Source organism: Gloeobacter violaceus PCC 7421 (genome assembly GCF_000011385.1).
Classification (GTDB): domain Bacteria; phylum Cyanobacteriota; class Cyanobacteriia; order Gloeobacterales; family Gloeobacteraceae; genus Gloeobacter; species Gloeobacter violaceus.
Map to the genome: position 1 here is coordinate 4,203,387 of NC_005125.1, position 26,510 is coordinate 4,229,896.

Annotated in this window: 27 protein-coding genes and 1 tRNA gene; 14 read left to right on the top strand and 14 right to left on the bottom strand. The window is 62.7% G+C overall.

All coding sequences use genetic code 11. The features are described 5' to 3' along the window. Positions 1 to 263: 263 nt before the first annotated feature. From GLL_RS20610 to GLL_RS20625, 4 genes are all read right to left on the bottom strand, one after another. The gene (locus GLL_RS20610) at positions 264 to 3,311 is read right to left on the bottom strand and encodes a PQQ-dependent sugar dehydrogenase (protein WP_164929429.1); all 3,048 of its coding nucleotides are present in this window, start codon (positions 3,309 to 3,311) and stop codon (positions 264 to 266) included. Positions 3,312 to 3,638: 327 nt separating this feature from the next. Beyond that, positions 3,639 to 5,498, bottom strand: a complete 1,860-nt coding sequence (locus GLL_RS20615; protein ID WP_011143991.1) for a MutS family DNA mismatch repair protein — start codon at positions 5,496 to 5,498, stop codon at positions 3,639 to 3,641. A gap of 7 nt (positions 5,499 to 5,505) precedes the next feature. Continuing rightward, complete coding sequence (locus GLL_RS20620) at positions 5,506 to 6,603, bottom strand: SH3 domain-containing C40 family peptidase (RefSeq protein ID WP_164929430.1); 1,098 nt, start codon at positions 6,601 to 6,603, stop codon at positions 5,506 to 5,508. Beyond that, positions 6,578 to 6,868 carry a hypothetical protein gene (locus tag GLL_RS20625; RefSeq protein ID WP_011143993.1) on the bottom strand — a complete coding sequence of 97 codons (291 nt, stop codon included), beginning with the start codon at positions 6,866 to 6,868 and terminating at the stop codon, positions 6,578 to 6,580. Before GLL_RS20625 ends, GLL_RS20620 begins: the two co-directional genes overlap by 26 nt. 116 nt (positions 6,869 to 6,984) lie before the next feature. On the opposite strand from GLL_RS20625, the gene GLL_RS20630 reads away from it, so the two are divergent. The 4 genes from GLL_RS20630 (at position 6,985) to acpS (ending at position 8,716) form a co-directional block, all read left to right on the top strand. After that, positions 6,985 to 7,734, top strand: a complete 750-nt coding sequence (locus GLL_RS20630; RefSeq protein ID WP_011143994.1) for a DUF561 domain-containing protein — start codon at positions 6,985 to 6,987, stop codon at positions 7,732 to 7,734. Next, positions 7,731 to 8,108: a Rid family detoxifying hydrolase gene (locus tag GLL_RS20635; RefSeq protein WP_011143995.1), complete on the top strand. Its 378-nt coding sequence runs from the start codon at positions 7,731 to 7,733 to the stop codon at positions 8,106 to 8,108. The genes GLL_RS20630 and GLL_RS20635 overlap by 4 nt, the downstream gene beginning before the upstream one ends. Before the next feature lie 19 nt (positions 8,109 to 8,127). Beyond that, positions 8,128 to 8,200: transfer RNA gene (locus GLL_RS20640), tRNA-Arg, on the top strand. 108 nt (positions 8,201 to 8,308) lie between these two features. After that, on the top strand, positions 8,309 to 8,716 hold the full coding sequence (gene acpS, locus GLL_RS20645) for a holo-ACP synthase (RefSeq protein WP_231848269.1): 408 nt from the start codon (positions 8,309 to 8,311) through the stop codon (positions 8,714 to 8,716). Here acpS and GLL_RS20650 read toward each other — a convergent pair. Next, the gene (locus GLL_RS20650) at positions 8,713 to 9,087 is read right to left on the bottom strand and encodes a hypothetical protein (protein ID WP_011143997.1); all 375 of its coding nucleotides are present in this window, start codon (positions 9,085 to 9,087) and stop codon (positions 8,713 to 8,715) included. The two genes, acpS and GLL_RS20650, sit on opposite strands and share 4 nt — an antisense overlap. Positions 9,088 to 9,293: 206 nt before the next feature. Between GLL_RS20650 and argC the strand changes: the two genes are divergently transcribed. Then, positions 9,294 to 10,346: an N-acetyl-gamma-glutamyl-phosphate reductase gene (gene argC / locus GLL_RS20655; RefSeq protein WP_011143998.1), complete on the top strand. Its 1,053-nt coding sequence runs from the start codon at positions 9,294 to 9,296 to the stop codon at positions 10,344 to 10,346. Between the two features lie 54 nt (positions 10,347 to 10,400). Here the strand turns inward: argC and GLL_RS20660 are convergent, their stop codons facing one another. Beyond that, a complete protein-coding gene (locus tag GLL_RS20660) occupies positions 10,401 to 10,937 on the bottom strand; it encodes a rubrerythrin family protein (protein WP_011143999.1) in 537 nt (178 codons plus the stop codon). 201 nt (positions 10,938 to 11,138) lie between these two features. Between GLL_RS20660 and murQ the strand changes: the two genes are divergently transcribed. Then, positions 11,139 to 12,059, top strand: coding sequence for an N-acetylmuramic acid 6-phosphate etherase (gene murQ / locus GLL_RS20665; RefSeq protein WP_011144000.1), 921 nt, complete (start codon positions 11,139 to 11,141; stop codon positions 12,057 to 12,059). 6 nt (positions 12,060 to 12,065) lie between these two features. Here the strand turns inward: murQ and GLL_RS20670 are convergent, their stop codons facing one another. Beyond that, on the bottom strand, positions 12,066 to 12,857 hold the full coding sequence (locus tag GLL_RS20670; protein WP_164929431.1) for a Uma2 family endonuclease: 792 nt from the start codon (positions 12,855 to 12,857) through the stop codon (positions 12,066 to 12,068). 72 nt (positions 12,858 to 12,929) lie between these two features. Next, a complete protein-coding gene (gene fabF, locus GLL_RS20675) occupies positions 12,930 to 14,177 on the bottom strand; it encodes a beta-ketoacyl-ACP synthase II (protein ID WP_011144002.1) in 1,248 nt (415 codons plus the stop codon). Positions 14,178 to 14,287: 110 nt separating this feature from the next. On the opposite strand from fabF, the gene miaB reads away from it, so the two are divergent. The 4 genes from miaB (at position 14,288) to GLL_RS20695 (ending at position 17,628) form a co-directional block, all read left to right on the top strand. After that, on the top strand, positions 14,288 to 15,613 hold the full coding sequence (miaB, locus tag GLL_RS20680) for a tRNA (N6-isopentenyl adenosine(37)-C2)-methylthiotransferase MiaB (protein WP_011144003.1): 1,326 nt from the start codon (positions 14,288 to 14,290) through the stop codon (positions 15,611 to 15,613). Positions 15,614 to 15,616: 3 nt separating this feature from the next. Further along, entirely contained in the window at positions 15,617 to 16,237 is a 621-nt protein-coding gene (nadD, locus tag GLL_RS20685) for a nicotinate (nicotinamide) nucleotide adenylyltransferase (RefSeq protein WP_011144004.1), read from the top strand. Positions 16,238 to 16,310: 73 nt separating this feature from the next. Further along, entirely contained in the window at positions 16,311 to 17,192 is an 882-nt protein-coding gene (locus GLL_RS20690) for a serine/threonine protein kinase (protein ID WP_011144005.1), read from the top strand. A 139-nt stretch (positions 17,193 to 17,331) separates the two neighbouring features. Continuing rightward, positions 17,332 to 17,628 (top strand): hypothetical protein, encoded by a 297-nt coding sequence (locus GLL_RS20695; RefSeq protein WP_164929432.1) that lies wholly within the window; start codon positions 17,332 to 17,334, stop codon positions 17,626 to 17,628. 151 nt (positions 17,629 to 17,779) lie between these two features. Here the strand turns inward: GLL_RS20695 and msrB are convergent, their stop codons facing one another. Next, complete coding sequence (gene msrB, locus GLL_RS20700; protein ID WP_011144007.1) at positions 17,780 to 18,229, bottom strand: peptide-methionine (R)-S-oxide reductase MsrB; 450 nt, start codon at positions 18,227 to 18,229, stop codon at positions 17,780 to 17,782. 159 nt (positions 18,230 to 18,388) lie between these two features. Between msrB and GLL_RS20705 the strand changes: the two genes are divergently transcribed. Continuing rightward, the gene (locus GLL_RS20705) at positions 18,389 to 18,667 is read left to right on the top strand and encodes a PAAR domain-containing protein (protein WP_011144008.1); all 279 of its coding nucleotides are present in this window, start codon (positions 18,389 to 18,391) and stop codon (positions 18,665 to 18,667) included. Between the two features lie 13 nt (positions 18,668 to 18,680). Further along, positions 18,681 to 19,010, top strand: a complete 330-nt coding sequence (locus GLL_RS20710; RefSeq protein ID WP_011144009.1) for a hypothetical protein — start codon at positions 18,681 to 18,683, stop codon at positions 19,008 to 19,010. A gap of 183 nt (positions 19,011 to 19,193) precedes the next feature. On the opposite strand, the gene GLL_RS20715 is transcribed toward GLL_RS20710, so the two are convergent. From GLL_RS20715 to rpsO, 5 genes are read right to left on the bottom strand one after another with little or no spacing between them, the layout of a single operon-like run. Further along, entirely contained in the window at positions 19,194 to 20,264 is a 1,071-nt protein-coding gene (locus GLL_RS20715; protein ID WP_011144010.1) for a hypothetical protein, read from the bottom strand. 29 nt (positions 20,265 to 20,293) lie between these two features. After that, complete coding sequence (locus GLL_RS20720) at positions 20,294 to 20,944, bottom strand: head GIN domain-containing protein (protein ID WP_011144011.1); 651 nt, start codon at positions 20,942 to 20,944, stop codon at positions 20,294 to 20,296. A gap of 10 nt (positions 20,945 to 20,954) precedes the next feature. Then, entirely contained in the window at positions 20,955 to 21,179 is a 225-nt protein-coding gene (locus GLL_RS20725; protein WP_197530057.1) for a hypothetical protein, read from the bottom strand. 46 nt (positions 21,180 to 21,225) lie between these two features. After that, positions 21,226 to 21,522 (bottom strand): DUF3593 domain-containing protein, encoded by a 297-nt coding sequence (locus GLL_RS20730; RefSeq protein ID WP_011144013.1) that lies wholly within the window; start codon positions 21,520 to 21,522, stop codon positions 21,226 to 21,228. 1 nt (position 21,523) lies between these two features. Then, positions 21,524 to 21,793, bottom strand: a complete 270-nt coding sequence (rpsO, locus tag GLL_RS20735; RefSeq protein WP_011144014.1) for a 30S ribosomal protein S15 — start codon at positions 21,791 to 21,793, stop codon at positions 21,524 to 21,526. A gap of 144 nt (positions 21,794 to 21,937) precedes the next feature. Here rpsO and GLL_RS20740 point away from each other — a divergent pair, with 144 nt between their 5' ends. Then, entirely contained in the window at positions 21,938 to 23,386 is a 1,449-nt protein-coding gene (locus tag GLL_RS20740; RefSeq protein WP_011144015.1) for an efflux RND transporter periplasmic adaptor subunit, read from the top strand. Continuing rightward, positions 23,383 to 26,508: an efflux RND transporter permease subunit gene (locus GLL_RS20745; protein ID WP_011144016.1), complete on the top strand. Its 3,126-nt coding sequence runs from the start codon at positions 23,383 to 23,385 to the stop codon at positions 26,506 to 26,508. The genes GLL_RS20740 and GLL_RS20745 overlap by 4 nt, the downstream gene beginning before the upstream one ends. The last annotated feature ends 2 nt before the right edge of the window (positions 26,509 to 26,510 follow it).

The following is a 26,510-nucleotide window of genomic DNA, read 5'->3' on the forward strand; positions in this document are numbered from 1 at the left end:
TACTCCTCCTTGTTTCTGGTTCGATGCCCCCTCCCGCGCCCCCAGGCGTGGGAGTTTTCTTTTATCCACTGTTGCCAACCACACTCCTCTGCACCGTGACTCACCTTGGACTGTGCCGCAGTCGACACGCAAAGCATGCACGCACTGGAAAACCGCCAAGCCCACCCACAAAGTTTCCTGCCCACCTCACCGTGAAGTCCGGGGGGTGTTTCCGACTGGCCGTTGTCTGCACAACTGAAAGCCGCCTCAAGGTGGGTACGTGCTTATGGTGCAGTGCACGCTGCGCTCTTGGGAGTAAGAGCGGTCACTTTGCCGCCGCTAAGTTCACCCACGAAGATCGTCCCGTCCGGACTCTGGGCAATCGGCAGCGGTTCATCGAAGCCCCCAATGAGGCTCTGGGAGGAAATCACCGATTTGCCGTCGCCGGCAAGCACGATGCGGGTGAGATCGTCGCCGTTGGAGTAATTGACCGTCAGCAGGTTGTTCTTGAGCGCGCCGCAGAACGCCCCGGCGGTGTACTCGATGATGCCGTTGGCCGATTTGTTGGTGCCCAATTGGAAGAAAGGCGGCTCCCAGTTGGGTAGGGGCGGCACCCGCTGGTAACTGCCGTCTTTAAAGACGCACTCATTACGGCGGGGATTGGGGTGGCCGTAGTATTTTCCCTTTTTCACCCAGTGCAGCAGGTCCGGCTGCAGTCCGGGGTTGTCGCCGCCTTCGTTCACCGGGGCGGGATCGCCGAAGCCCAGACAGGGTGGGGTGGGCGAGGGCGGGTAGGTGCCGGTCACCCCCAGGCCGTTGTCGGTGGCGTAGAGGTTGCCGTTGCTGTGGAAGACAAAATCGTAAGAGTTGCGCAGACCCGTCGCGTGCGTCACGACGCTGCAGGGGGGGGGTCCATAAGGGTCGCTGGTGTTCTCGCAGGAGCCGTCGAAGCCGGCGCTTTTGACGTCCGCCACCAAGATCGCTGCTGAGAGCGGCTGCTCCTCGCGATTGCCAAACTCGGTGCCGGCGTTGTTGGGGGCTCCGGCGGCGGTGTTGCCGCCTACGGAAATATAGAGCTTGCCGTCCGGGCCGAAGTGCAGCGAGTTGGTGGAGTGGTTGTTGAGCGCCCGCGGCAGCCCGGTGATTTTGTCTTCGACGGTGGCGAAGTTGGTGCCTGAAAGACGAGTGACCTTGGCGGAATTGATGATGCCCTGGTTGGTCGAAGGGCTCGAATGGGTCACCCAGAGAATGACATTGCCCACCGTCGAAGCCGGATCGACGGTGATCCCCAACAGCAGCCGGTCGCCCTGCTGGTCGATGAGCGAAGTGATGAATTGTTCGCTGACAGGCAGTTTGTCCGGACTCAGGGTAAAGGCGCGGATGGTGCCGAACAGTTCCGCCACGTATAGCCTGCCGTCCGGGCCCCAGACCATCCCGGTGGGGCCGCCCGGCGACGGGAAGGAGGTGCGCGTAAATTCAAAACCACTGGGCGGCGGCGGCGCCGAGCCGGAGATCACCGCAAAGTCGTCGAAGCTGTAGGTGAGAGCGGCAGGACCGTTGCGCTGGCTTGCAAAAATGCCGCCGAAACTCTTGGTGCCGATGGTCGGGTCGATGGTGGCCGCGTCGAAGCTGAAGAAGTCGTTGGGGGGAGTAAAAGTGCCCATGGCGAGCGGGGTGGTGCCGTTGAGGCTGTAGCTTGCGGAAATGGTCTTGGCGACCGGGTCGGCGCGCAGTTCGAGTCCGACTCTGGCGCCGCTCAAGTTCAGCGAGCCTGGGGTGGATAAACTGGCCGTCAGCTTGCCGCCGACTTCCATGTCGTAGCGAATCTGCGTGCCGCCTGGGGTGGAGATGACCACCAGCTTTAGATAGTTGTCTTGATCATTTCCGAACCATAGACCGGCCTGCTCGAAGTTTCCGGTACCCGCCGGCGGGTTCACCAGCGTGGTGCCGATAATCGAAATCTGGCTGGGGGCATCGATGCCCACCGCCAGGGCATTGTCCTGGGAGTTGCTCGCTTCGAAGGCGAGGCCGGCGGTGGTCGTGATTTTGAACAGCCCCGCCTGCTGGTCGATCAGCAGCTTGGCGGGCAAGTAGCCCGTACCTTTGTCGGCGGGATCGACGACGCTGAAGCCGGTACCGACGCCGTTTTTATCGAGGAGCTTGCCCTGGCTTTGGATGAAATTCAACTGGTAGGGCAGGTTGACCAGCACCTCCGAGCAGGGCAGCGTCGTGATCGGTAGACAACTGCTGGCGCCGTTGACGATACGAACCTTGCCGCTTTTGACCGTCTGGGTACCGTCGGTGAGGGCAAGGGTGGCGGTAAACGTGTGCTCGCCGTCAGCCAGCGTGCGTGTGTCGAAGGGCTTGGCCTGGCCGTTGGTCGCGGTGCCGGCGAGGTCGTATGGAAAAACGCTTTCGACCCGGGCGGGGGGACCGGTGCGGTCAGGATCGTCGATGTAAAAAGACACCTTGGAGATACCGTTGCCGGAGCCGGCATCGAGAAAGACGTAAATGTCGCCTGCGACCTCCTGACCGGTCAGGCGCGCCCCGCCGCCGCGGTCGGGGGATGGACTCAGGGATAGATCGTTGACCATCTGGGGATACTGGACGGCGAAGCTGTCGAAGCTGACCGTCACCTCCGGCGCGCCGCCGGTGAAGGCAAGAATACCCGCCCGCATCGCCGAGGAGGCCGCAAAAAACGTGCCGGGCGAGGCGGGCTGGAAGATCTGGGAAAGCTCAACCGGCGTAGCCTTATCGGAGTTGATCCGGTAGCTGGCGGTAATCTTGCCGGTGGCCGGGTCGCCCTTCAAAAACAAATCCAGTGTGTCGATCGCCGCCCAATTGAGGCCGCTCACCTGGGGAAGCTGACCGCCACCGACGCTCTGACGCACGGCGTTCTGTTCTTGATAGAACTGCAGACCGAGGCTGCCCGTGCCGCTGCCGGAGTTGACGATGACCAGTTTGACGTAGTTGTCCTGATTGGTGCCCAGGAAGATTCCCCCCTGCTGGTAGGCACTGGCCAGATTGGTCAGAGGGCCTTTGAGGCGGGCTGTGACGGTAAACGGAACCGTGGTGTCGGCTGCTACCTGCAATCCATTGACCAGATTATTGGCGGTGGCGTTGCTTCCCTGGGTGGCGGTCATTTTCAGGTTGCCCGATGCCGTGTCAAGGTCGATGCGGCCGGCATCGTACTGGTTGCCGGCCGTGTTCGGTTGCACGGAGGTAAATCCGGTGCCCTGGCCATCTTTATCGAGGATGGTGGTGGAGACGGGTGCCGAAAAACTGAGCGTTGTGCCCGCCGTCTGCGGCAAAACGACAGTAGAACTACCCAACAGCACTATCCACGAAATAATAATAATAGATGCCAATTTATTTACATTCATGATGATCTGCCTGTGTGATGCGAGGAAGGGACTGTTCGATGTCGATAAAGATACTACGACAATTCAGACCAAGCTGGATGCAGGCTCGTCGACAGAAATATCACGATTTTGTCCAATGGTCCCGTTGGATAACTTAGCACAACTTTAAAAAATCTTGAGAAAAGCCAGGGAAAAATCCCATACCATCGAAAACACACAAAGTAGACAGCCCATGCTCCTTAGGGATGGTAGAGGTTGCACCGACGACCAATTGCGTTGGTCGGTCGAGGAGATTGGCTATACGTTGGTCCGGTCGTCGGGTCGGTTATCTTCGGGGTCGCCCAGGCCGACCAACTCCAGCAGTTTGAGGGCATTGGTGGTCGGGGCGACGCCGGGGCGCATGCGGTAGTCAAAGGTCATCACCGGTCCTGCGGCCCCCGCCGCGAAATGTTCGCGAAAGTGCACCGTGCGGGCGGCCGCAGCCAATTCCGGCAGATCGGCCAGGGCCAGATCGTGGGTGGAGATGGCCCCCAGGGCGCCGCGACCCAGCAGGAAGCTGAGCACTCGGCGCACGGCCACCTGCCGCTCGGCAGAGTTGGTGCCGAGCAAAATTTCATCGAGCAGGTACAGCAGCGGACGCTCCGCAGGCCGGGCAGCGTCGACTACTTCTTTGAGCCGCTGCAGCTCGGCCATGTAGAACGACAGACCGCTTGCGAGCGAATCTTGCACGCGCATGCTCGTCTTGAGCGTCACCGGCGGCAGCCTCAGCGAGCGGGCGCACACGGGTGCCCCGGCCAGAGCGAGCACGATGTTGAGGCCGATGGATCGCAGTAAAGTGCTTTTGCCGGACATGTTCGAGCCGGTCACCAGCAAAAACGTGCCGGGAGGACCGAGGGTGACATCGTTGGCGACCCGCACCGCTTCGCCGATGAGTGGATGGCCCAGTTGCCCGGCAGCAATGACTTGCAAGCGCGTGTCCACCTCGGCGAACACCCACTCCGGCTGGTCGTGGGCGAGGGAGGCGAGGGAGGCGAGCGCTTCGATTTGGGCGAGCGCTTCAAGCCAGCTGCGCACCCGGTCCCCCGATTGCCGCCGCCAGCTTTCAAGCAAGCCCAGCACGTGTACGTCCCAGAGGGTAATCCACTGCACCGCCAGGTAGATCAGTTGCGAGAAGCGCAGATCCGAACAGCCCACGAGCGTATCGAGCTTGCGCAGGCGATCCTCGGCATTCAGGCTTTCGGCCTGGAGGGATTTGAGGGTTTCGTCGCGGCATTCAAGGCGCGACAGCGCCGCGAAGAGCCCCGCGTAGGCGCGCACGCTGCCGGAGCGGTTGGAAACCGCGGCGAAGGTTTGATGTATCGAAGCGGTGTAGATGCCGCTTAGGACAATATTGAGCGTCAAAGGTCCGAGCCACAGCGGCAACGACAAAACTTCCGCCGCCTGCAGCGCGATGAGCGCCGCCGTGGCAGCGGCCGACAGCCGCGCCACCCAGACAAGCCAGGGACGTTGGTCGAGCCAGGATGGAGCCTCCGCCCAGGCCACGAAGGACGCCGGGTCGGGGGGCTTCTGGGCGAGGAACCGACCGGCGGCCGCCAGATCCTGCCGCCAGTCGAGCAAAGGGGCCAGATCGGCAATCGCCCGCTGCCGCCCGGCAATCGCCGCCGGCCCGGCCGGTTCGAGCAGCCAGCGCGCCAGAAGCCTCCGGCCCATCGGTGTGTGGGCGGTGCAGGTCAATTGAAACAGCGAGGCGTGCCCGAACAGATCCAGATCGCGCGCGAAAGTGGCTTGCTCGGCAAATTCGGGCGTCTCGGGGACCGGTGCCGCCTGCCAGTCGCGGCGGTGACGGGCGAGGGCTTCGCGATTCTCTTCCTCCAGCGCTTCGAGGCGTCGCAGCTCCCTCTCGTTGCGCCCAAACAAAACCAACAGCCCGACAAAGCCCACGGCGCCCGCCGCCGCCAAGGTGAGCATCAGCGGTTGAAAAGCGTTGCGGTCGGCAAGCCCCACGATCACAAAGGCCAGGGCGATCAAAAACACCGCCACCCGGGCGTTGGCAATCCGCCCGGTGCGCCGCTCGTACAGCCGCCGCGCCGCACCGAAGCGCTCCAAACGCTCCTGGTAGATAGCTTCGATCGAACGTTTTTCAGCCTGAAGATCCATCGGGTGTCTAGACCACCCGTCCGGCGCCGAAGTAGATCCGCCGCAAGAAGCGCTCGTATTCGCTCTCGCCCATCAGGTAATTTTCGGCGATGCCCTGGTTGTGACTCGAAGCATGGACGAAGCGGCCGTCGCCCACGTAAATACCGGTGTGGGTGGCGCGGCTGCGCTTCTCACTAAAAAACAGCAAATCCCCGGGCTCCAGCTTCTGCCAGTCTTCGGCGCGCGGTGCCACCGGCCGACTGGCCGCCTGCTGCTGGTAGGAGTCTCTGGGGATCGCCCCCCCGGCCATCCGGTAGACGGTTTGATTGAAGCCGCTGCAGTCGAGGGCGCGGTCGAGCGTGCCCCCCCAGAGGTAGCGGGTGGGCTGATCGGCCAGCAGCACCCGGGCCAACTCGACGACCCGCGCCGCTGTGGGTACCTCGCCAGGTTCGATGCGGCGCAAGGCCTCACTTGGAATTGTCACTTCCCGGCCCTCGGCAGTGCGCCCGCGCAGGCCGTCGGCACCTGCGACGATGCTGCCGCGCGGCAAACCGGGCAGCGAGCGCATGAGCATTGAGCGCGGTGCCGATTGCCAGGTCTGCCGCTCGGCACCGGTCCACAGCACCGCCCGCTCGGCGGGAATCCAGCCCACGTAGCCGTCCCACTCGCGCAAAATTTGGTACCAGCGCCCGTCGCCACTGCGCGCAAGCACTTTGAGCGTGTCGCCGGGCAGCGCCTGGGAAACCAGTTCGGATCCGGCGTCCGGTTCGGCGCGCAGGTCCGTTCCCGAGGAGCGCACTGCCCCCCAGGCCCGCGCGCCCATTGCTTTGAACGGAAAAATTTCCATACGGTTATCCACCGGACCGAGACGGGAAAAAGCCGCTTCGAGCGCCGCCCGGTCGCGCGCTTCGAGGGCGCGGCCCACCAGCACGATGCGCCCCCTTTGCCAGGTGGCCCCGGCTTTTAGCACCGCCCGCGCGCCGTAGCCTCCGGGCAAGGTGGCCGCGTAGCGCTCAATGGTCGGCCCCAGGGCCGGAGCCGCCCCAGCCGGGATGGCTAAAATCCCCAAGCCCCCCAGAACCTGGAGAAACCGGCGGCGGCTACTTGTTATGATGCTTTTCGTCACAGGCGATCCCATCAAAATCGACGCACCGCCCGGCCTCCAGGTCGGTCCAACCCTCCGGATGCAGCGCACAGACAATATAGCGGTTCGACCCGTAGTAGCGGCAGGTCCGGCAGTAGGGCTGGGTGCCGGGGGCCAGACGCGTTTGGGTCATCGCCCGCTGGATGTCTTCCAACTGCTGGTCGGTTTGCTTGAGAGTCTGCTGGATGACGAAAAACTGCACACCCAGGCAGACGACCAACAGTAGCAGCAGCAGGGTTAAAAGCACGCCCCTTCTCCCAAGCTTGCGAAGAGCCCGAACCGCCCGCAGGCTTTCTCCACATTATTGCCCTGATTTGGGCGGATCAATTACAATAACCCAGACTTTGCACAGGAGCATATCCGATGGTTGCCATCCTCCAGCAGGCCTTCCAAGCCAAACGAGCCGTCAAGATCATTGCCGGGCTCAACAACTTCGACAGCGCCCGCGTCGTCCAGATCGTCCGCGCTGCCGAGCGGGGAGGGGCCACCTTCGTCGATATCGCCTGTGACGCCGAACTGATTCGCCTGGTGCGCCGCAGCACCGATTTGCCCGTGTGCGTCTCCGCCGTCGAACCGCAGGGCCTGCTGATGGCCGTGCGCAGCGGTGCCGACTGCGTCGAGATCGGCAACTTCGACAGCTTTTATGCCCGTGGGGTCCGCTTCGACGCCGAGGCGGTGCTCGATCTGGCCCGCCGCAGCCGCGACCTGCTCGGTTGCGACGTCATGCTCTCGGTGACCGTCCCCCACACCCTGAGCCTCGATGTACAGGTCAGTCTGGCGGTGCAGCTCGAAGCGCTGGGCGCCGATATCATCCAGACCGAAGGCGGCACCAGCAGCCGACCCACCCACCCCGGCACCCTGGGTCTGGTGGAGAAGGCCGCTCCCACCCTGGCTGCGGCCTACGAAATTTCGCGCTCGGTGGGCGTGCCGGTGCTGTGCGCCTCGGGTCTTTCGGCGGTCACCGTGCCCATGGCCCTCGCCTGCGGCGCGTCGGGCGTCGGCGTCGGTTCGGCGGTCAACCGCCTGGGCGACGAGGTGGCCATGGTTGCCCAGGTGCGCGCCATCGTCGAAGCGGTCGAGCAAGCCTGTGTGTTCGAGCGGGTTTCCCCGTGAAGATCATCCGCGGCGAGCACAACCCCTACCCCTACTCTCCCGCCGTTATCCACGGGGGACTGGTCTACACCGCCGGCCAGATCCCCCTGGTGCCCGATAGTGGCGAAGTCGTCACCGGCGACATCGAAGCCCAGGCCCACCAGACGCTCACCAACCTGCACAACGTGCTCAAGCTTGCAGGCAGCGATCTGGGCCAGGTGATCAAGGTGACGGTGTTTCTGATCGACATGGCCGATTTTGCCGGCCTCAACCGTGTCTACCAGACATTTTTTACCGACCACCTGCCCGCGCGCTCCTGCGTGGCGGTCGCCGCTTTACCCCAGGGGGTGAAAGTCGAAATCGAAGCGGTGGCGGCTTTGAATGAAAGTAATTGACTCGCTATAGTAAATTCATGCGCCCGTAGCCTAGAGGATCAGGCAGCGACCTTCTAAGTCGCCTTACACAGGTTCAAATCCTGTCGGGCGCGCTAAAGATTTATCATTCGTTAAGCTGTTAGAAACTGTGGGATTCGGATGAAGTTCCCGGTGACAGTTCACAGAATAATCGCCGCACAGCACAGAGCAATCCATCAAATATGAGTAACATGGCCGGCCAGACGTTTTTGCACCGCATCGGCACCGATCTGGTGCACATTCCCCGCATCGAGGGAATGCTGGAGCGCTACGGCAAACAGTTTCTTAATCGTGTCTACACCGAAGGCGAACAGCACTACTGTCTGGCATCGAAGCCGCACCGGGCCAACCGGCTGGCGGGGCGCTGGGCGGCCAAGGAGGCGGTGACCAAGGCCCTGGGTACGGGCTGGCGGGGAGTGGGCTACCGCGACATCGAAGTGGTGCGGCTCGCCTCGGGAGAGCCGACCATCTGTTTAAACGGGCGAGCGGTTCTCCTGGTGGAGCGCTTCGGTCGGCTCGATTGGCAGGTCAGTTTCAGCCACGACCGCGAGTACGCCGTCGCCACCGTCTCGGTGATCGGCTTTTTTTAGAGGCCGAGGCCGTCGATCATGCTGCGCTCCAGCCACAACAGCAAGAAAAAGGCCCCCGAGAGCATCAGGTGGCGGCCGGTCCAGGCGTAGGCGTGCTCCTGGGCGTCGGGGTCTTTGAGGTGGCGGTCGATCAGCCACCAGCTCAGGCCAATCCAGGCGACCGACAGGCCGATGACCGGGGCGTCGAAGATATGCACCAGTTCGGTGAAGGCCCAACCTAGACAGATATAGAGCACCCCCAGCAGCCAACCGAGCAAGGGACGGTACTGATCGTCGGGAAGCAGCGCCAGCGCGTTGATGATGCGGCCGTCGATGGCGCGGATGGCCCCACCAATGGCAACGACATAGCTTCCGTAGATCAGTGTTTCCATAGGATGGGCCCAAATAAGTAATTCTCCCTATTATGCCGTGAGGATTGGCTCCAAAGACAGTCAACAAAAGTAAATTCTTGAGGGTAAACCGACACTGTGGGGCCATTTTCGGGTGGGCCGGTGTAGTGGGCTTGACCGGCAGCGGTCGCGAAATCGAGCGCAGGCATTACACTGATGGCCGGACAACAGCTTCCGGGCGGGTATCTATGGCCGAAAAATTGCGTGTCGGGATCGTGGGCGCCTCCGGGTACGGTGGGGTACAGCTGGTGCGCCTGCTACTGGATCACCCGCGCGTTGAGATCGCTTATTTGGGGGCGAACCAGAACGCCGGCACGCCCTTTGGTGAACTGTATCCGCAGTTGGCGCACCGCATCGATCGCGTGTGCGAGGCGGTCGAACTGGATCGAATCGTCGAGGCGTGCTCGGTGGTGTTTCTGGCCACCCCCAACGGCATCGCCCACACCCTGGCGCCGGGGCTGCTCGCCGGTGGCTTGCGGGTGTTCGATCTCTCGGCGGATTACCGGTTTGTCAATCTCGAAACCTATCAGTCCTGGTACGGCGGCGATCGCCACGACGCGGCGGTGGCCCGCGAGGCGGTCTACGGTCTGCCGGAACTGTACCGCGAGCGCATCCGCACCGCCCGGCTGGTGGGCTGCCCGGGATGTTACCCGACCGCTTCGTTGCTGGCTGCCGCCCCCCTGCTCAAGCAAGGGCTGATCGATCCGCGCAGCTTGATTATCGACGCCAAATCCGGTGTCTCCGGGGCCGGGCGCGCCCTCAAGACCGGTTCGCTCTTTGCCGAGGCCGACAGCAGCGTGGCGGCCTACAGCGTCGCGCGCCACCGCCATATCCCGGAGATCGAGCAAGTTTGCTCGGATCTGGCCGGTATGCGCGTGCAGGTGCAGTTCACCCCCCATTTGATCCCGATGGCGCGAGGAATGCTCGTGACGCTCTATGCCCAATTGCGCGATCCGGGGCTGGTGAGCGAAGACATGCTCACTATCTACGAAGCGTTCTACCGCCAGGCGCCGGCCGTGCGTGTACTGGGTAGCGGCATCTATCCACAGACCAAGTGGGCAAGCGGCACGAACACCTGCTTTATCGGCCTGGAAGTCGACCAGCGCACCGAGCGGGTAGTGGTGCTCTCTGCCCTCGACAATCTGGTGAAGGGCCAGTCCGGGCAGGCGATCCAGGCGATGAATCTTACCCAGGGTTGGGAGGAGATGCTGGGGCTGCCCGCCATCGGGTTTTACCCCTGATGCCCAATGCCCGGCGCGCAAGCGCCGGGCATTGGGCATCACAGAGCTTGCAGATCAGGCGCTGACCAGCCGATCGAGGGCGCGCTGCACCCACTGCATATGGCGCTGCTCACTTTCGGTGATGGAATCGAAGCGCTGGGCGATCTCCTCTTTGCCCTGCTCGCGCGCGAGACGGGCGAAGGCCGGGTAGGTCTTGGTGGCCTCGATCGATTCGACCTCCAGGGCGGTTTCCAACGCCCGGCGCAGACCGCGCGGGTCGGTGCTCACCACGGCCATCTGGGCTTCGATTTCACCCACCAGCCGCCGCGCCTCGGCGGTCTCGGGGGAATCTTTAATCTCCAACTGCGGATAGAGTTCGCGCAACAGATCGGCGTGCTCCTTTTCTTCGCGGGCGATCGCCTCGAACATGCCGGCAACTTCGCTCGCTCCCGACTGGCGGGCGATCTCGGCAAAGGTCGGATACATGCACTCGTGCTCGTAGATCTCCACTTCGATCGACGAGGCCGCGTTCAAATCGGTCTGGTCGTGGTATGTCGCTTCTTGAAAGAACCGATCGATCCCAAGAAAATCTTCCTGATAATTGAGTGTCATCAGCACCGTCCTCCAACTCGAAACATTCTGGGAGCGAGACTTTTGCATTCTAGAGTGATTCTGCATTTCAAGTCCAAGCGGACCATTAAGTTTTCTATACAGTGAAGGCATTGCAAAGCGTCCAGTGATGCCTTTCAGGCGTTGACAAAATGGAGACTATATTTGAGTGTTTACTCCCTGAAAGTTATAAGGCATCAGGCTATGGACGAACGGCTGCCCGAGCGCGCGCATCTTGTCACCGAGCAAGTCAATCCCGATAGTGCCCGACTCGACCGGCTCGACAGCCCGTCGCTGGTTGAGTTGTTCTGCCGCGAGGACGAGCGGGTGGTGCCGGCCGTGCGGGCTGCCGCGCCCGCCATCGCCCGGGCGATCGATCTCACCGCTGCCGCCTTGCGCGGCGGGGGGCGTCTGTTTTACGTCGGGGCGGGTACCAGCGGAAGGCTCGGGGTGCTCGACGCAAGCGAGTGCCCGCCGACTTTTTGTACCGACCCCGAGCAGGTGCAAGGGATCATTGCCGGGGGAACGGCCGCCCTCACCCGTAGTGTCGAAGGGGCCGAGGACGACCCCGAGGCGGGAGCCGCCGAGCTTGCGGGGCGCGCTCTGAGTGCTGCGGATGTGGTGGTGGGTATCAGCGCCGGGGGCACTGCTCCCTACGTGAGCGGTGCCCTTGCCTACGCCCGTTCGCTGGGGGGCGTCACGATCTTCGTAGCCTGTGTACCTACAAACCAGATCCCCGAGCGCTGGGACATCGAAATTCGGGTGCCGGTGGGGCCGGAGGTGCTCGCCGGTTCGACGCGCCTCAAGGCGGGCACCGCCACCAAGCTGGTGCTCAACATCCTTTCGACTGGGGCGATGGTTCGCCTCGGCAAGACCTATGGCAACTTGATGGTCGATGTGGCGGTCAGCAACCAGAAGCTGCGTGACCGGGCCGTGCGCATCCTGACTACCCTCACGGAGCTTGAGCGCACCGCCGCCCTCGCTTTGCTCGAAGCGAGCGGCCTGCGGGTGAAAGTCGCCTTGCTGATGCACTGGAGCAATCAGGATCCGGCTTCCTGTGCAACTGCTTTGGAAGCGGCGGGTGGATTGCTTCCTGTTGCTCTTGAGAAATTGAGCGGAAGATAGGCACTTCTAAAGAGTATCGGGATCGATCCCTTGCTCCCGCAGGTACCGGGCGAGCCTTTCTCGCGATTGCCGTTCGCGTTCAGCCATCTGGACGGCCTGTTCTCTGGCCTGCCGCTCCTGTTCAGCCATCTGGACGGCCTGTTCTCTGGCCTGCCGCTCCTGTTCAGCCATCTGGACGGCCTGCTCGGCTTGCAGGGCAACCAATTCTTCCTGCAGGAGCACCAGCTGACCGTTGGGCGTGAAAAAGCGCAGTTGAGTGTTGTGGCTTCCCAGGTATAGCTCCAGTTGCCGACTCCACAGCCGATCGTGCCCATCCGGCTCCAGCGGCTCATACTGACCCTCGACCAGATGAAAGCCGCACAACTCCAGAGCTTCAGGATCGAACCAAAAATACTCGGGCACCCGCAGGACGTCCTGGTAGATTTGCTTTTTGAGGCCCCTGTCGATGGCGGCCGTCGAGGCGGACAAAATTTCGACGATCAGATTGGGCAGACGGCCTCCTTCTTGCCAGACCGTCCAGCTGCGCCGCTCCCGCCGCTCACAGCCGAGCACCACAAAAAAGTCCGGCCCGCGAAAATCCTCGGACTTGCGCTGGGTGAGGCTGTAGTAAATCGTCAGGTTACCCGAGCAATAGAAGTCCTGTCGGTCCTGCCACCAACACTCCAAAGAGCGGATGAGCAGGTCCATCTGCTTGCGGTGGCGGTCGGACTCCATCGGTGGCTCATCGCTCCACAAATCGACTGGCGGAGGGGCAAAAGGCTCGAAGGGCGAACCTGAAAATTCGGAAGCAACGGGCATCACCACAGTACGCTCCCCATCTGGGAATTGCCGCCATTGTAATGTCTGGAACGACCGGTTCGGGAGGCTTTCCTAGGCTTCGCGGAACTTTCTAAATACCAGGGTGACGTTGTGGCCGCCGAAGCCGAAGGAATTGGATAGAGCCACCTCGATAGGCATCGTCCGGGCGACCCCCGGCACGTAGTCGAGGTCGCAGCTCGGGTCGGGGGTCTCAAGGTTGATGGTGGGCGGCGCGATGTCGTGGTAAACAGCCAGAGCCGTGGCCACCGCCTCGATGCCCCCGGATCCGCCCAGCAGGTGACCGGTCATCGATTTGGTGGAACTGACCGCCACGCTGTAGGCAGCCTCTCCCAGCACGGTCTTAATCGCCTGGGTCTCGTTGGTGTCGTTGAGGGGCGTACTGGTGCCGTGGGCGTTGATGTAGCTCACCTGGTCCGGGAACACGCCTGCATCCTTGAGCGCCAGCCGGATGGCCCGAGCGGCCCCTTCGCCGGCCGGTGCGGGCGAGGTCATGTGATAAGCGTCGCAGGTCATCGCGTAGCCGCAGATTTCGGCGTAGATGCGCGCGCCGCGCGCCAGGGCGTGGCTGAGTTCTTCGAGCACCAGAATGCCCGCCCCCTCGCCAATCACAAAGCCGTCGCGGTTTAAATCGAAAGGCCGGCTCGCTGTTTCAGGTTCGTCGTTGCGGGTCGAAAGGGCGCGCGACGCGGCGAAGCCCGCCACCACCAGCGGGGTGATGCACGCCTCGGTGCCGCCGCAGATCACCGCCTGGGCTTCGCCGTACTGGATAAGCCGAAAAGCGTCGCCGATGGCGTTGGAGCCGGCGGCGCAGGCGGTGACGGTGCAGGAATTGGGGCCTTTGGCGCCCAGCTGAATGGCGGTGAAGCCGGCGGCCATATTGGCGATAAACAGCGGCACCATAAAGGGTGAAACGCGGTTGGGTCCCTGCTCGCGCAGGATGCCGTCCTGCTGCTCCAGCCACTCCATGCCGCCGGTGCCGTTGCCGATAATCACCCCGACCTGTTCGCTGTTGAACTCGTTGATGGCAAGAGCCGCGTCGGCGACCGCCTGCTTGCTCGCGGCCACCGCCATCTGGGTAAAGCGCACCGTGCGCTTGACTTCTTTTTTCTCGAGGTACTGGTGGGGATCAAAATTTTTGACCTCGGCCGCGATGCGCGCGTCGTGGCGGCTCGGGTCAAACAGACTGATAGGTGCCACACCGGAACGGCCTGCGAGCAAGCCTTCCCAGAAGTCGGCCGCCGTGTTGCCAAGAGGCGTCACCGCGCCGACGCCGGTCACCACCACCCGCTTTTTTTCCATCGAGACCCTGTACCTCGCGTAGGCTGATCCTTTCAAGAATAACAGGCTTGGGCAGTCGGCCGATGAAAGTAGTAGCCTGGAGGGTGTCCGCAACCCGCCCCCATTTCGCCATGGAATCCACCACCAACCCCCAGGGCAAAACCGCCTGCCTCGTCACCTTCGGCTGCCAGATGAACAAGGCCGACTCCGAGCGCATGGCCGGGGCACTCACCCACCTGGGCTACCGGATCGTCGATGAAAGCGACACGGCCGACTTGGTCCTGTTCAACACCTGCACCATCCGCGACAACGCCGAGCAAAAGGTCTATTCCTACCTGGGTCAGCAGGCCAGGCGCAAACAGCGCGACCCGCACATCACGCTGGTATTGGCGGGCTGTGTGGCCCAGCAGGAGGGTGAAAAATTGCTCCGGCGCGTGCCGGAACTGGATCTGGTGATGGGGCCGCAGCACGTCAATCGCCTTTCGGATTTGCTCGAGCGGGTGGCCGAGGGTGAGCAGGTGGTGGCCACCGAGCCCATCGAAATTCTCGAAGACATCACCAAGCCCCGCCGCGACAGCGCCGTCACCGCCTGGGCCAACATCATCTACGGCTGCAACGAAGGATGCACCTACTGCATCGTGCCCTCGGTGCGCGGGCGCGAACAATCGCGCACTCCCGAGGCGATCAAAGCCGAAATTTGTGAACTGGGCGCGTCGGGCTACAAAGAAGTGACGCTTCTCGGCCAAAATATCGACGCCTACGGCCGCGACATCGGCACCAACCTGGCTTCACTGCTGCGCTTTATCCACAACGCGCCGGGCATCGAACGCCTGCGCTTCGCCACTTCCCACCCGCGCTACTTTAGCGACGAACTGATTGCCACCTGTGCCGAATTGCCGAAAGTTTGCGAGCACTTTCATATTCCTTTTCAGTCGGGCGACAACGAAGTGCTCCGGCGCATGGCCCGGGGGTATACCCACGAAAAATATCGCGCCATCATCGAAAAGATCCGCGCCATCCTGCCCGACGCCGCCATCTCGGCGGACCTCATCGTCGGCTTTCCCGGCGAAACGGAGGCGCAGTTTGAAAATTCCCTGCGCCTGGTGGACGAACTGGAATTCGACGCCCTCAATACGGCGGCCTATTCGCCCCGCCCGGGCACCCCGGCGGCGCGCTGGCCCGGGCAATTGGACGACGAAGTCAAGCAGGACCGCCTGCAGCGTACCAACCGGCTGGTGGCCCAAAAAGCTTTCGAGCGCTCCCAGCGCTATCTGGGCCGCACCGAGCAGGTGCTGGTCGAAGAGACCAACCCCCGCGACCGCTCCCAGGTGGTGGGCCGCACCCGCACCAACCGCCTGGTCTTTTTTGCGGGCGAACTTGCGAAACTGCGCGGCCAACTGGTCGATGTGCAGATCACCGCGGCGCGCGCCTTTTCGCTGACGGGCACGGCAAGCTAACCGATGGGCGAACGGCTCGGTATCTTCGGCGGCACCTTCAATCCGGTCCACCGGGGACACCTCGCCATGGCCCGCGCCGCGCGCGACCGCTGCGGGCTCGATCAAATCCTCTGGGTACCGGCGGCTCAACCGCCCCACAAACCCCTGGCCGGGGGTGCCTCGATCGGCGATCGCGTCGAGATGGTGCGTCTGGCCATTGCCGGAGAGGCGGGTATGGCACTGTCGCTGGTGGACGCGCGCCGACCTGGCCCTTCTTACGCGATCGACACCCTCAGGCTTCTGGAGGAGCAGTACCCGCAAGCGCAATGGCACTGGCTGCTGGGTCAGGACGGTCTTGCCGATTTGCCGGGCTGGTATCGCGCCGCCGAACTTATCCCCCGCTGCCGCTGGATAGTGGTACCCCGCCCCGGCAGCGGAGCGGATCCCAAGCAGGCGATGGCGGATCTCACCGAGCGCTTCGGGGCGGTATTCGTCCCGCTTTCGGATTTCGAGTGCGACATTTCCTCGACGCGGGTGCGCGAGCAACTCGCCGCGGGCCGGGCCGGCTGGGAAGCACTCCTGCCTGAGCAAGTGGTCTCTTACATTCATAAGCGCGGTCTGTACGATGTGCCCGCGGGTGCTTAGCCGCTCGCTGCCTAGGCAAGCCGCAAAGCAGCCAATATACTAAAAAGAACGACCGGGCTCATACACCTGACCGATGCCTATCGTCGAATCGATGGTGGTCCAGAATTGTTACCGCCCGGTGCGCCTTTTGGGAGCAAACGGAACGCGGCAGACCTGGCTTGCGGCGGAGGAAAAGACTGGACAAACCGTGACGCTCAAGGCGCTTTATTTCGGCGAGGGTGCGCTGTGGCAAGATTTTAAGCTTTTCGAGCGCGAGGCTGAGACGCTGCAGTCACTTTCCCACTCCCGCATCCCCCGCCAGCGCGACGCCTTCTGGTGGGAGCAGCCGGAGGGCAACTACTTTTGTCTCATCCAGGATTTCATCCCCGGCCAGTCGCTGGAGGCAAGTGTGCGCAACCTCGGTCCCCTGCCGGAGGCTGAAGTACGCACCATTGCCGCCGAGGTGCTTGAAATTTTGATCTATCTGCACCGACAGTCGCCGCCGGTGATCCATCGCGACCTCACCCCCGCCAATCTCATTTGGGGCGAAGACGGACGAATTTATTTGATCGACTTTGGTGCGGTACAGGCGGTAAGCGCTCCCGAGAAAACGATGACGGTGGTGGGCACCTACCGGCTATATGCCCCCGGAGCAGTTCGAGGGCCGCACGGTCCCTGCGTCAGATCTGTTCGGCCTCGGGGCGACGCTGCTTTTTTTGCTCACCGGGATCAATCCTGGGGAACTGCCCCGCGAGAACTTTCGGATCCGCCTGGGGGAGAGGGCGAGCGCCGGTCTGAAGCCCTGGCTGGAGCGAATGCTCGATCCCGATTTGCAGTACCGTTTTGCGAGTGCTTGCGCCGCCCACGAAGCACTCGATCGGCAGGAAAATCGGCCTGTGCCGACAGTGAGCGGTCAACCAACCGGCAGCTGCATTGCCCTGAAGCGAACTGCCGAACGACTCACCATCGAGGTTGAAGGTCGGCGGCTGCAGTTGCGGGATTTCTATGTCGCCCTTGCCCAAATGGCTCTCCAGTTTCCGCAAATGTTCCTGAGTTTCAATCAGGAGAACTCTTCTACATCCTGGCTTCCCTGGATTCCCCGTCTAATGTTTGCCATGTTGACGGCCGCGTGGCTTGGGGAACTGTGGGTTGTCGGTTCGACGCGCACCCGTATCGAGACCGACGGGTTGAACCTCACTATCTCCCAGCGCTTCTGGAATTTACTTCCCTACAAAAAGACCCGTGGCCGGCTCGTCGACGTTCGTAGCCGGCAGCAGGCGGACATTATCTTTGGCCGCGACAAGTTTGTCTGGCGGTTCTGGGGTGAGGAAAAGAAATTTACGCTCTTTTTGAGTCCGGTCGAGCAGGAGTGGCTGCAAAAAGAGATCCGCACCTGGATCGAGGACAAATAATTTTGGAGATGGACTTGGGCGACATCCCGAGTCCATTTTTCTGTATAGCGATGCCTGGAATGCTCGTCCAGTCTGGTTCTCAAGCTACTTTGTCACCCCTTGAACAACTGCCGGATTCTTTTCTGCACCGTGTTTGTACAAAAAGCAGCCATCAGGCCTGGCTTGTGAGGTATTCAATAAAACCCCGGCCCAGACGGCTCACCAATGGCAATTTGACGAACTTGAGCGCGGCGGAATTGATGCAGTAGCGCAAGCCGGTCGGGGGCGGACCGTCGTTGAAGAGATGGCCCTGGTGGGCGTCACACACCGCGCAGAGCACCTCGGTGCGCCGCATAAAAAGACTGAAATCGGCTTTGGTGGCGATGTTTTTCGGGTTGACAGGACCCCAGAAGCTGGGCCAACCCGTTCCCGAGTCGTACTTTTGAGCGGACGAAAACAAGGGTGTTTCACAGCAAACGCACTGGTAGATGCCTGCCTGCTTAGTATCGTGATATTTACCCGTAAAGGCCCGCTCGGTGCCTTTTTTGCGCGTGATCAAAAACTGTTCGGGTGTCAGAATTTTTTTCCATTCGGCTTCCGATTTAAAGACTTTGGTGGGCATCGTGTTTCTCCTGGTTGGACGTGGCTTGGGTCGCGGCTTGGCCGAATCTGCTGGGTGTACGGGGAAGGCGGTTTTTTGGATTGGCGGTACTCCACAGCACTAAGGACCGGGGGGCGTTGTCCCTAAACAAAGGGATAGCCCAGTCACTACGGAGATCTTATGGGTCTGGCGCAAGCCCGCATGGGAGACCCGGAATCCTGCCCGGCGATTCCTCCCTGTATCACCCCGACCGGAACCATCTCGGCGATGCTGTGCACAAAAACATTCTGCAACGGCCTGCTGGTCTCCGTCATCGGCGACGGCGTCAGTTGCGGAGCGACGACCGTGGGCGGCTCGACGACCGTCTTTCACGAAGGCATCTCCGCCCACCGACTCAGCGACGCCAACAGCTGCGCGGGCGCCTGCACAGGAGCCAGCCCCGACACGTTTATCGGCTAATTCAGGAGCACCCATGGACCTGCTCAAATTTCTCTGGTTTTGTCTGTGGAACCTGCGCTTCGAGCACCAGGGTTCCCGGTGCACGCTTTGCCTGCAGGGGCTCAATCTGGCCCTCGACGGCCAAGGCAACGTCCGAATCTGGACAAACCGGGATCTCAGGCTCAATGCCCGCTACTTGCTCAACCAGTGCGATCCCCACTTCGACCCCGACGCTTTTCTAGAGGGGCACGAGGAGCGCCAGCGCCAGGCGATCGATCAGATCGAAAGCAGCCCTTGTCACGCCCGTCCGCGCCGGGAGTGGGGTACCTCGGTAACGTTGAAAAAAATCAGAGTCGAGAACTGACCCTGAACTGTCAAACTGGGTGCAGTGGTTGCCGCAAACCTCTTGCTGGAGGGCTTTGCGGTCATGACGACTCCAAGAGAACCTTATGGTGCTATCGCTTTTGTAGATCAACACTGTTCCGCTTATCAACACCTGTTTGCAGATATCCGAACTTTTGAACGTTGTCTTCAAATGCAAAACGCTCTAAGGACTGCCGGTTCCGAAGAGCTTGATCGTATCACTCTGGGAATTGACCGGTTCGATGGGCACCAGCGACTGTTTGCTGTTAAAGCGAAACAAATACAGCAGCAGTTGTTGGCTTCCCATCTTCAAGGTGACAAAGACGTTGATGCGGGTAAGCGGATTGCTCAGATCCGGTTTGTTGAGATTGAACTGGGCGATGCGCTCGGCCAGCACCGAGGTGGATTTCTGGGTGGAGACACTCAGTTCGAGCGGTTTGCCCAGGGGTTGGCCGGTCGTCGGTTGGGTTTCGGTCGTGCCGGTGGCGGCGAGGGCGGGTTTCGAGGCAACGGCAGTCGGCACCGCCGGCAGAGGAGCAGTATCGCCGAAGCGGTAGTCGCGGTAGGTGGTCCCAATGTCGACGGGGCCTGCGAAGGCGCGGCGGGTGAAGCCGACCGGCACCCAGAAATTCATTTTGATCTGCATGCGGGAGCGCTCCGGCAGCCAGTAGCGCTCCACCGGCTGAAAATCGACCGTGTAATCGGCCGAACCCCAGACTCCGGCCAGGTAGATCACCGCCCGCCGGGGCAGGGCGGTGGCGGCGTCGAGCCACAGTTCACGCAGAGGGCCGCCCGCAAGGGGCACGAGGCGAAGCCGGACCGCTTCGCCCGCACCAAGGCGGGTCGTCTCGACCGTCTCGACGCGGTAGGTTTCGGCGGTGGCGCCCAGGTCCACAATCGCGTGGGGAGCCACCCGCTCGGGGCGCTCGATGTACTCGCTGTAGAGCTTGAGGCGGTCGGACTGGGTGACCAGATTCAGCCGGTTGTGGGCGATTTTGTAGAACTGGTCGCCCTCGGTCAGATTCGCCTCCCAGCCGCCATCGGCACGAAAGACAAATTCGCCGGTGGTGATCCCCTCCTGCCACCCAAACGTCTGAATTTGCTGCTCGAAGCGGCGCTCAGAAGGCGCTTCGAGCGCCTGTAGGACCTTTTGGTATCGTTCGAGCCAATCCTGAGGCGGCTGGGACCAAGCCGGAGCCTGCCCCACGAACCACAGGGCGAGAACGAGCCACCGGCGCCGGAAGGTGTACGGCATGGGAAGTTCCGAAAAATTGGACTGGGCAGTTAGCGCGAGACGATCGTGCCGCTGCCGGCGACTTTGCGGTTGACGCGCTGGGGGTTACCGCTGTAGAAGACATCGCCGCTGCCGGCGACGCTCGCGTCGAGCGCTTCGGTGGTATAGACCTGCACGTCGCCCGAGCCCGCGACGCTCACCGCCGCGGTGCGGGCGCGCAGGGCCGCGAGGTTGGCGTCGCCGGAACCGGCCACATCCACCTGCAGCCGATCGACCGTGGAGAGTCCCTCGGCCGGGGCGACCACCACATCGCCGCTGCCGGCGATCGACACGCTGAAGGTGTCGCTGCGGATACCGCTCAGGCGCGCGTCGCCGCTACCCAAGATCGTGATGGACTGGAGCTGTGGCACCCGGATCAGCGCGCGCGGTCCGCGCCCGCCGATGTTCATGCTGCTGCCGCGCGGGCCGCTTATCACCAGCGTCTCGCCGCTGACTTCGGTCACAATGCGCTCGATTACCCCCGGGGCGCCTTCGAGGAGCACCACCAACTGGTTCGCACCGGCGCGCACGTCAATATCGGTCGAGCCGCGCACCTCGATGCGCGAAAAGGCCGGTACCTCGCGGGTGACCGTCTCGGCACTGACGGCGGCAGTCCCCGCCACCATCAGCACCGCCACCGCCGCAGCAAGTTTTGCCTTCACCGGCTCTCTCCTATTCGATCGAGATCGACTGGGGGCCTTTGTTGTTGCCGTTGGTGCTGGTGAAACCGCCGCCAGCGGTGCCGTAGCCCGTTTCGCTGCGGTTGAGCTGTTCGGTCAGCCAGCTTTTGACCGGGTCTTCCATCGGATTCATCCGAAACACACCCGCCACAAAACCGCTCAAAAACCCCAGCGGCTGGTCGGTCAAAGAACGCACAATCGGACTCAACTCATCCATGGCCACCACCTTCTTCAACACAGTCCCATAGTATCCCCGGGCCGCGCTATTCCGCGCTCTTGCCGCTGCGTTCGAGGGCCTGCTTGAACCCGAGCACCACCAGAATGTTGGCCACGGTGAGCAGCGATTCGGCCGTCCCGTGCAGCCAGTCGACATTGGCGAGCGATTGACCCAGGACAAACCGGCTATAGAGTCCGGCGGGAATCGTCACCGCCACGAAGACGAGGGTGCCGTAAAAACCATAGAGGGCCAGCTTCGGAAAGCGGCCCGAGCGGGTGGCAAACCACAAAAAAGCGAGATACGGAAACAGCGAAGCGGCAAAAAGCGCCTGCTCGAATGCCATGCTAGCGGCGCAGGCCGAGGCGATCGACCAGGGCGCGGTAGCGGTCGGCTTCGTTGGCCGCCAAATAAGCCAACAATTGCTTGCGTCGGCCGATGAGCTTGAGCAGGCCGCGCCGCGAGGAAAAATCTTTGGGGTGGCTGCGCAGGTGCTCGGTCAACTGGTTGATCCGATCGCTGAGCATTGCCACTTGCACCTCCGGCGAACCGGTGTCGGTTTCGTGGACCTGGTAGGTGCCAATCAATTCCTGCTTGCGATCTTGGGTCAGGGGCATGGTGATTCCGAAAAATTCAAGCTTTCCTAGAATACCACAGATTTGCTCGTCATCTTCGATGTTCAACCCGCCAAGCGCGCTTCCGAGTCGGGGTAGAGGCGCTCAGCAGCTGCCCCCTGGTAAGATCCAAAGGCAGGTCGCCGCGTGCCCGGTGATGCAGACGACAGCGCCGTAGGTAAGGCGTTGTTCTCCTCACAGGCTTTTCGTGCGGCCGGTCCGCATATTTTTCAGCATCCCGGCATCACCTTTCAGACCACCGCACGCGAACCCCCGCTCACCATGGCCGATTCTACCCGCGAATCCCGCGCTCCCCAACGCGCCGACCTCCCCCCGGTTTCCGAGCGCGAACGGCGCAACTGGGTGCCGATCGTCGTGGGCCTCGCGCTCATCGTACTGGGGATTGTCCTGTTTCGGTTCTTTGCAGGGGACAAACCGGCGGAGTCGCCCGCAGCCCAGGCGGGACGCAAAGCGGTGCCGGCGGCCACAGCGGTAGCGACCCAAAAAGCAGTGCCGATCGCGATTGCCGCCATCGGCGCCGTCGAAGCCTACAACACCGTCGCCGTGCGCTCCCAGGTCGAAGGTACCCTCACCCGCGTCGTCTTCGAGCAGGGCCAGTACGTCCAGAAAGGTGCTCTGCTCTTTACGGTGGATGCCCGTCCGAACGCGGCGGCCTTTGCCCAGGCCGAGGCGCAACTGAGCCGCGACCAGGCGGGAGTCGCCCAGGCGGAAGCGGCGGTGGCGCGCGATCGCGCCCAATTGCGCACCGCCCGGACCCAGGTGCAGCGCTACCGGTCGCTGGTGGCCCAGGGGGCGGTCTCCCAGGAGCAGTTCGACCAGGTGCAGACCAACGCCGAGGCCCTCGCCGCCACCGTGCGCGCGAGCGAAGCGGCCGTGGCCAACGCCCGCTCGGTGGTGCGCGCGAGCCGTGCCGCCGTCGAGAGCGCCCGCGTTCAGTTGGGCTACACCGAGATTCGTGCCCCGATTGCCGGACGCACCGGCAGCCTCGCGGTCTACGCCGGCAACCTGGTGCGCGCCAACGACACTACACCGCTGGTGGTGATCAATCGGGTGAGCCCGATCTATGTGAGCTTTACGGTCCCTGAGCGGGAACTGCCCGCCATCAAGCGCTACCAGGCCCAGGCCCGCCTCAAAGTCGTCGCCGTGCCGCCCAGCGGAGCCGGTCGCGCCGTGACGGGGTACTTGAGCTTTATCGACAACGCCGTCGACAGCACCACAGGCACCATTCGCCTGCGCGGCACGTTCGAGAACCAGGACAACTACCTGGTTCCCGGCCAGTTCATGAACGTCACCCTCACCCTCACCACCCAGCCGAACGCGGTGGTGGTGCCCACCCAGGCGGTACAGACCGGTCAGCAGGGTACCTACGTCTATGTGGTCAAGCCCGACCGGACGGTGGACCTGCGGGTGGTGACGAGCAGCCGTACCGTAGGCGGCGACGCGCTCATCGACCGGGGAGTCGCACCTGGGGAGACCGTCGTCACCGACGGCCAGCTGCAACTGAAGCCGGGCGACACCATTAAAACCGCGTCCACCGCCTCTACCCCGTCCACCACCCAGGAGCCGCGTCCGTGAACTTCTCGGCAGTGTTCATCCGCCGCCCCGTCGCCACGACGCTGGTGATGCTCGGGGTGTTGTTCTTCGGCCTGATTGCCTACCGGCTCCTGCCGGTCAACGATCTGCCGAACGTCGATTTTCCGACCATCCAGGTATCCGCCGGTTTGCCCGGTGCCAGTCCTGAGACGATGGCCGCAGCGGTAGCCACACCTCTGGAGCGTCAGCTCTCGGCGATCCCGGGCCTCGATTCGATGAGTTCGTCCAGTTCGCTGGGCAGTACGCAAATCACCCTCCAGTTCGATCTGGAGCGCGATATCGACGCCGCCGCCCAGGATGTGCAGACGGCGATTGCCACCGCCGCTTCGCAGTTGCCGCCGGGACTGCCCACGCCGCCCAGTTACCGCAAGGTCAACCCGGCGGAGCAGCCGATCATGATCCTCTCGCTCAATTCGCCGACGCTGCCGCTGTGGCGGGTGGACGAGTACGCCCAGACGCTCATCGCCCAGCGCATTTCGATGGTGAGCGGCGTGGCGCAGGTGCTGGTCTTCGGCGCCCAGAAGTACGCCGTGCGCATCCAGGTGGACCCCAACGCCCTTGCCGCGCGCGGTATCGGCCTCGACGAAGTCGAAAGCGCCATCCGCACCGGCAACACCAACCTGCCCACCGGCTACGTCGACGGCAAATACCGCGCCTTTACGATCGAATCGGACGGCCAGTTGCTCAACGCCGCAGCCTTCCGGCCGCTGGTGGTCGCTTACCGCAACGGCTCGCCTGTGCGCCTCGAACAGCTGGGCAAAGTGATCGACAGCGTCGAGAACGACAAGGTGGCCGGCTGGTACAACGGCACGCGCTCGATCACCCTGGGGGTGCAGCGCCAGCCCGGTGTCAATACGATCGCGGTCGTCGATGCCATCGAAGCCTTGCTGCCGACCTTTCGCTCCCAGATTCCCGGGGCGGTCAACCTCGACATCGTCTTCGACCGATCCGAGTCGATCCGCCACTCGGTCGAGGACGTCCAGTTCACGCTGGTGCTCGCCATCGGCCTGGTGGTGCTGGTGATCTTCTTGTTCCTGCGCAACCTCTCAGCCACGATCATCCCGAGTCTGGCGGTGCCGCTGTCGCTGGTGGCCACCTTCGCGGTGATGTATCTGTTGGGCTTCAGCCTCAACAACCTTTCGCTGATGGCGCTCACCCTCTCGGTAGGCTTCGTGGTCGACGACGCCATCGTCGTGCTCGAGAACATCGTCCGCCGTCAGGAGATGGGTGAGAGCCCCATGGAGGCGGCTTTCAACGGTTCGCGTGAGATCACTTTTACGATCATCTCGATGACGCTGTCGCTGGTGGCGGTCTTTTTGCCGGTGCTCTTTATGGGAGGCATCCTGGGCAGACTCTTTAACGAGTTTGCGATCACCATCGCCACTGCCATTCTCGTCTCGGGGTTCGTCTCGCTGACCCTCACCCCGATGCTCTGCAGCCGCTTCCTGCGGGCCGAATCGGTACACCCGTCCAGCCGCAGCCGTTTGTATCAAATTTCCGAGGGAGCCTTCGACGCCCTCACCCGCGCCTACGACCGCAGTTTGCAGTGGGTGCTGCGTCACCGCGTCTTGACGATGCTCGCTTCGGCGGCGGTGCTGGCGGCTACGGTTTACCTGTTTAACGCCATTCCCAAGGGCTTCATTCCCAGCGAGGACAACGGTCAAATCATCGTCACCACCGAGGCCGCCCAGGGGATCTCCTTTGCCGACATGGCGCGCAAGCAGCAGCAGGTCGTGGCGGTCCTGCGCCAGGATCCGGCTATCGACGGCACCAATGCGAGCGTCGGCTCGGGCGGTCCCGCCGGTGCCAGCAACGCCGGGCGGGTCTTCGTGCGCCTCAAGCCGCGCTCCGAGCGCGACAGCGCCCAGGACGTCATCCAGCGGTTGCGGCCGAAGCTTGCCCAGGTGACCGGGATTCGCGTGTTCATGCAGCAGCCTCCGGCCATCCGCATTGGCGGCCAGCAGAGCAAGAGTCTCTACCAGTACACGTTGCAGAGCACCGATACCGACGAGCTGTACCGCTATACCCCGATGTTGGAGGCAAAGCTGCGCGAGGTGCCCCAACTGCAGGATGTCACCTCCGACGTGCAGCTTAAGAACCCCCAGATCAATCTGGTGATCGACCGCGACAAAGCCTCCTCGCTGGGGATCACCGCCGAACAGATCGAGCGCACCCTCAGCAACGCCTACAGCTCGCGCCAGATCTCGTTGATTTATGCCCCCACAAACCAGTACCGGGTGATCCTCTCGGTCGACCCACAGTACCAGCAAGATCCGGAGGCCCTCTCGCTGTTGTACGTGCGCTCGACCGGCGGCCGGCTGGTGCCCCTCTCGACGGTGGCCAAACTCACCCCGGGCGTCGGCCCCCTCTCAGTCAACCACCTGGGCCAGTTCACCGCCGCGACCATTTCCTTCAACCTCAAACCGGGCGTCTCCCTCAGCGAAGCGTCAGCCATCATCGAGCGCCGCGCCGCCGAAACGTTGCCCGATACGATTGCCACGAGCTTCCAGGGCAACGCCGAGGCTTTCCAGTCCTCCACCCAGAACCTGGGGCTGTTGCTGGCGGTGGCGATCCTGGTTATCTACCTCGTGCTGGGCATCCTCTACGAAAGCTTCATCCATCCGCTGACGATCCTCTCCGGGCTGCCTTCGGCCGGGTTCGGGGCATTGCTCACGCTGATGCTGTTCGGTTTCGATCTCGATGTCTACGGATTTGTGGGGCTCTTGCTGCTGGTGGGGATCGTCAAGAAAAACGCGATTATCATGATCGACTTTGCCCTCGAAGCCCAGCGCAAGGACGGCAAGCGGCCGGAGGACGCCATCTACGCGGCGGCGCTGGTGCGCTTTCGGCCGATCATGATGACGACGGTTTCAGCGATTGCGGGGGCTATCCCGATCGCCATCGGCTTTGGGGCCGGGGCCGAGACGCGCCAGCCGTTGGGTCTGGCGGTGGTGGGGGGCTTGCTTTTTTCGCAGTGGCTGACCCTTTACATCACCCCGGTTATCTATCTCTATCTCGACCGCTTCCAGGAGCGCTTTAGTTGGGGCAAAAACGCCCGCCCGGCTCCCGCAGGTCCGGTACCCGACGGCCAGTTTGCCGAGTGAGG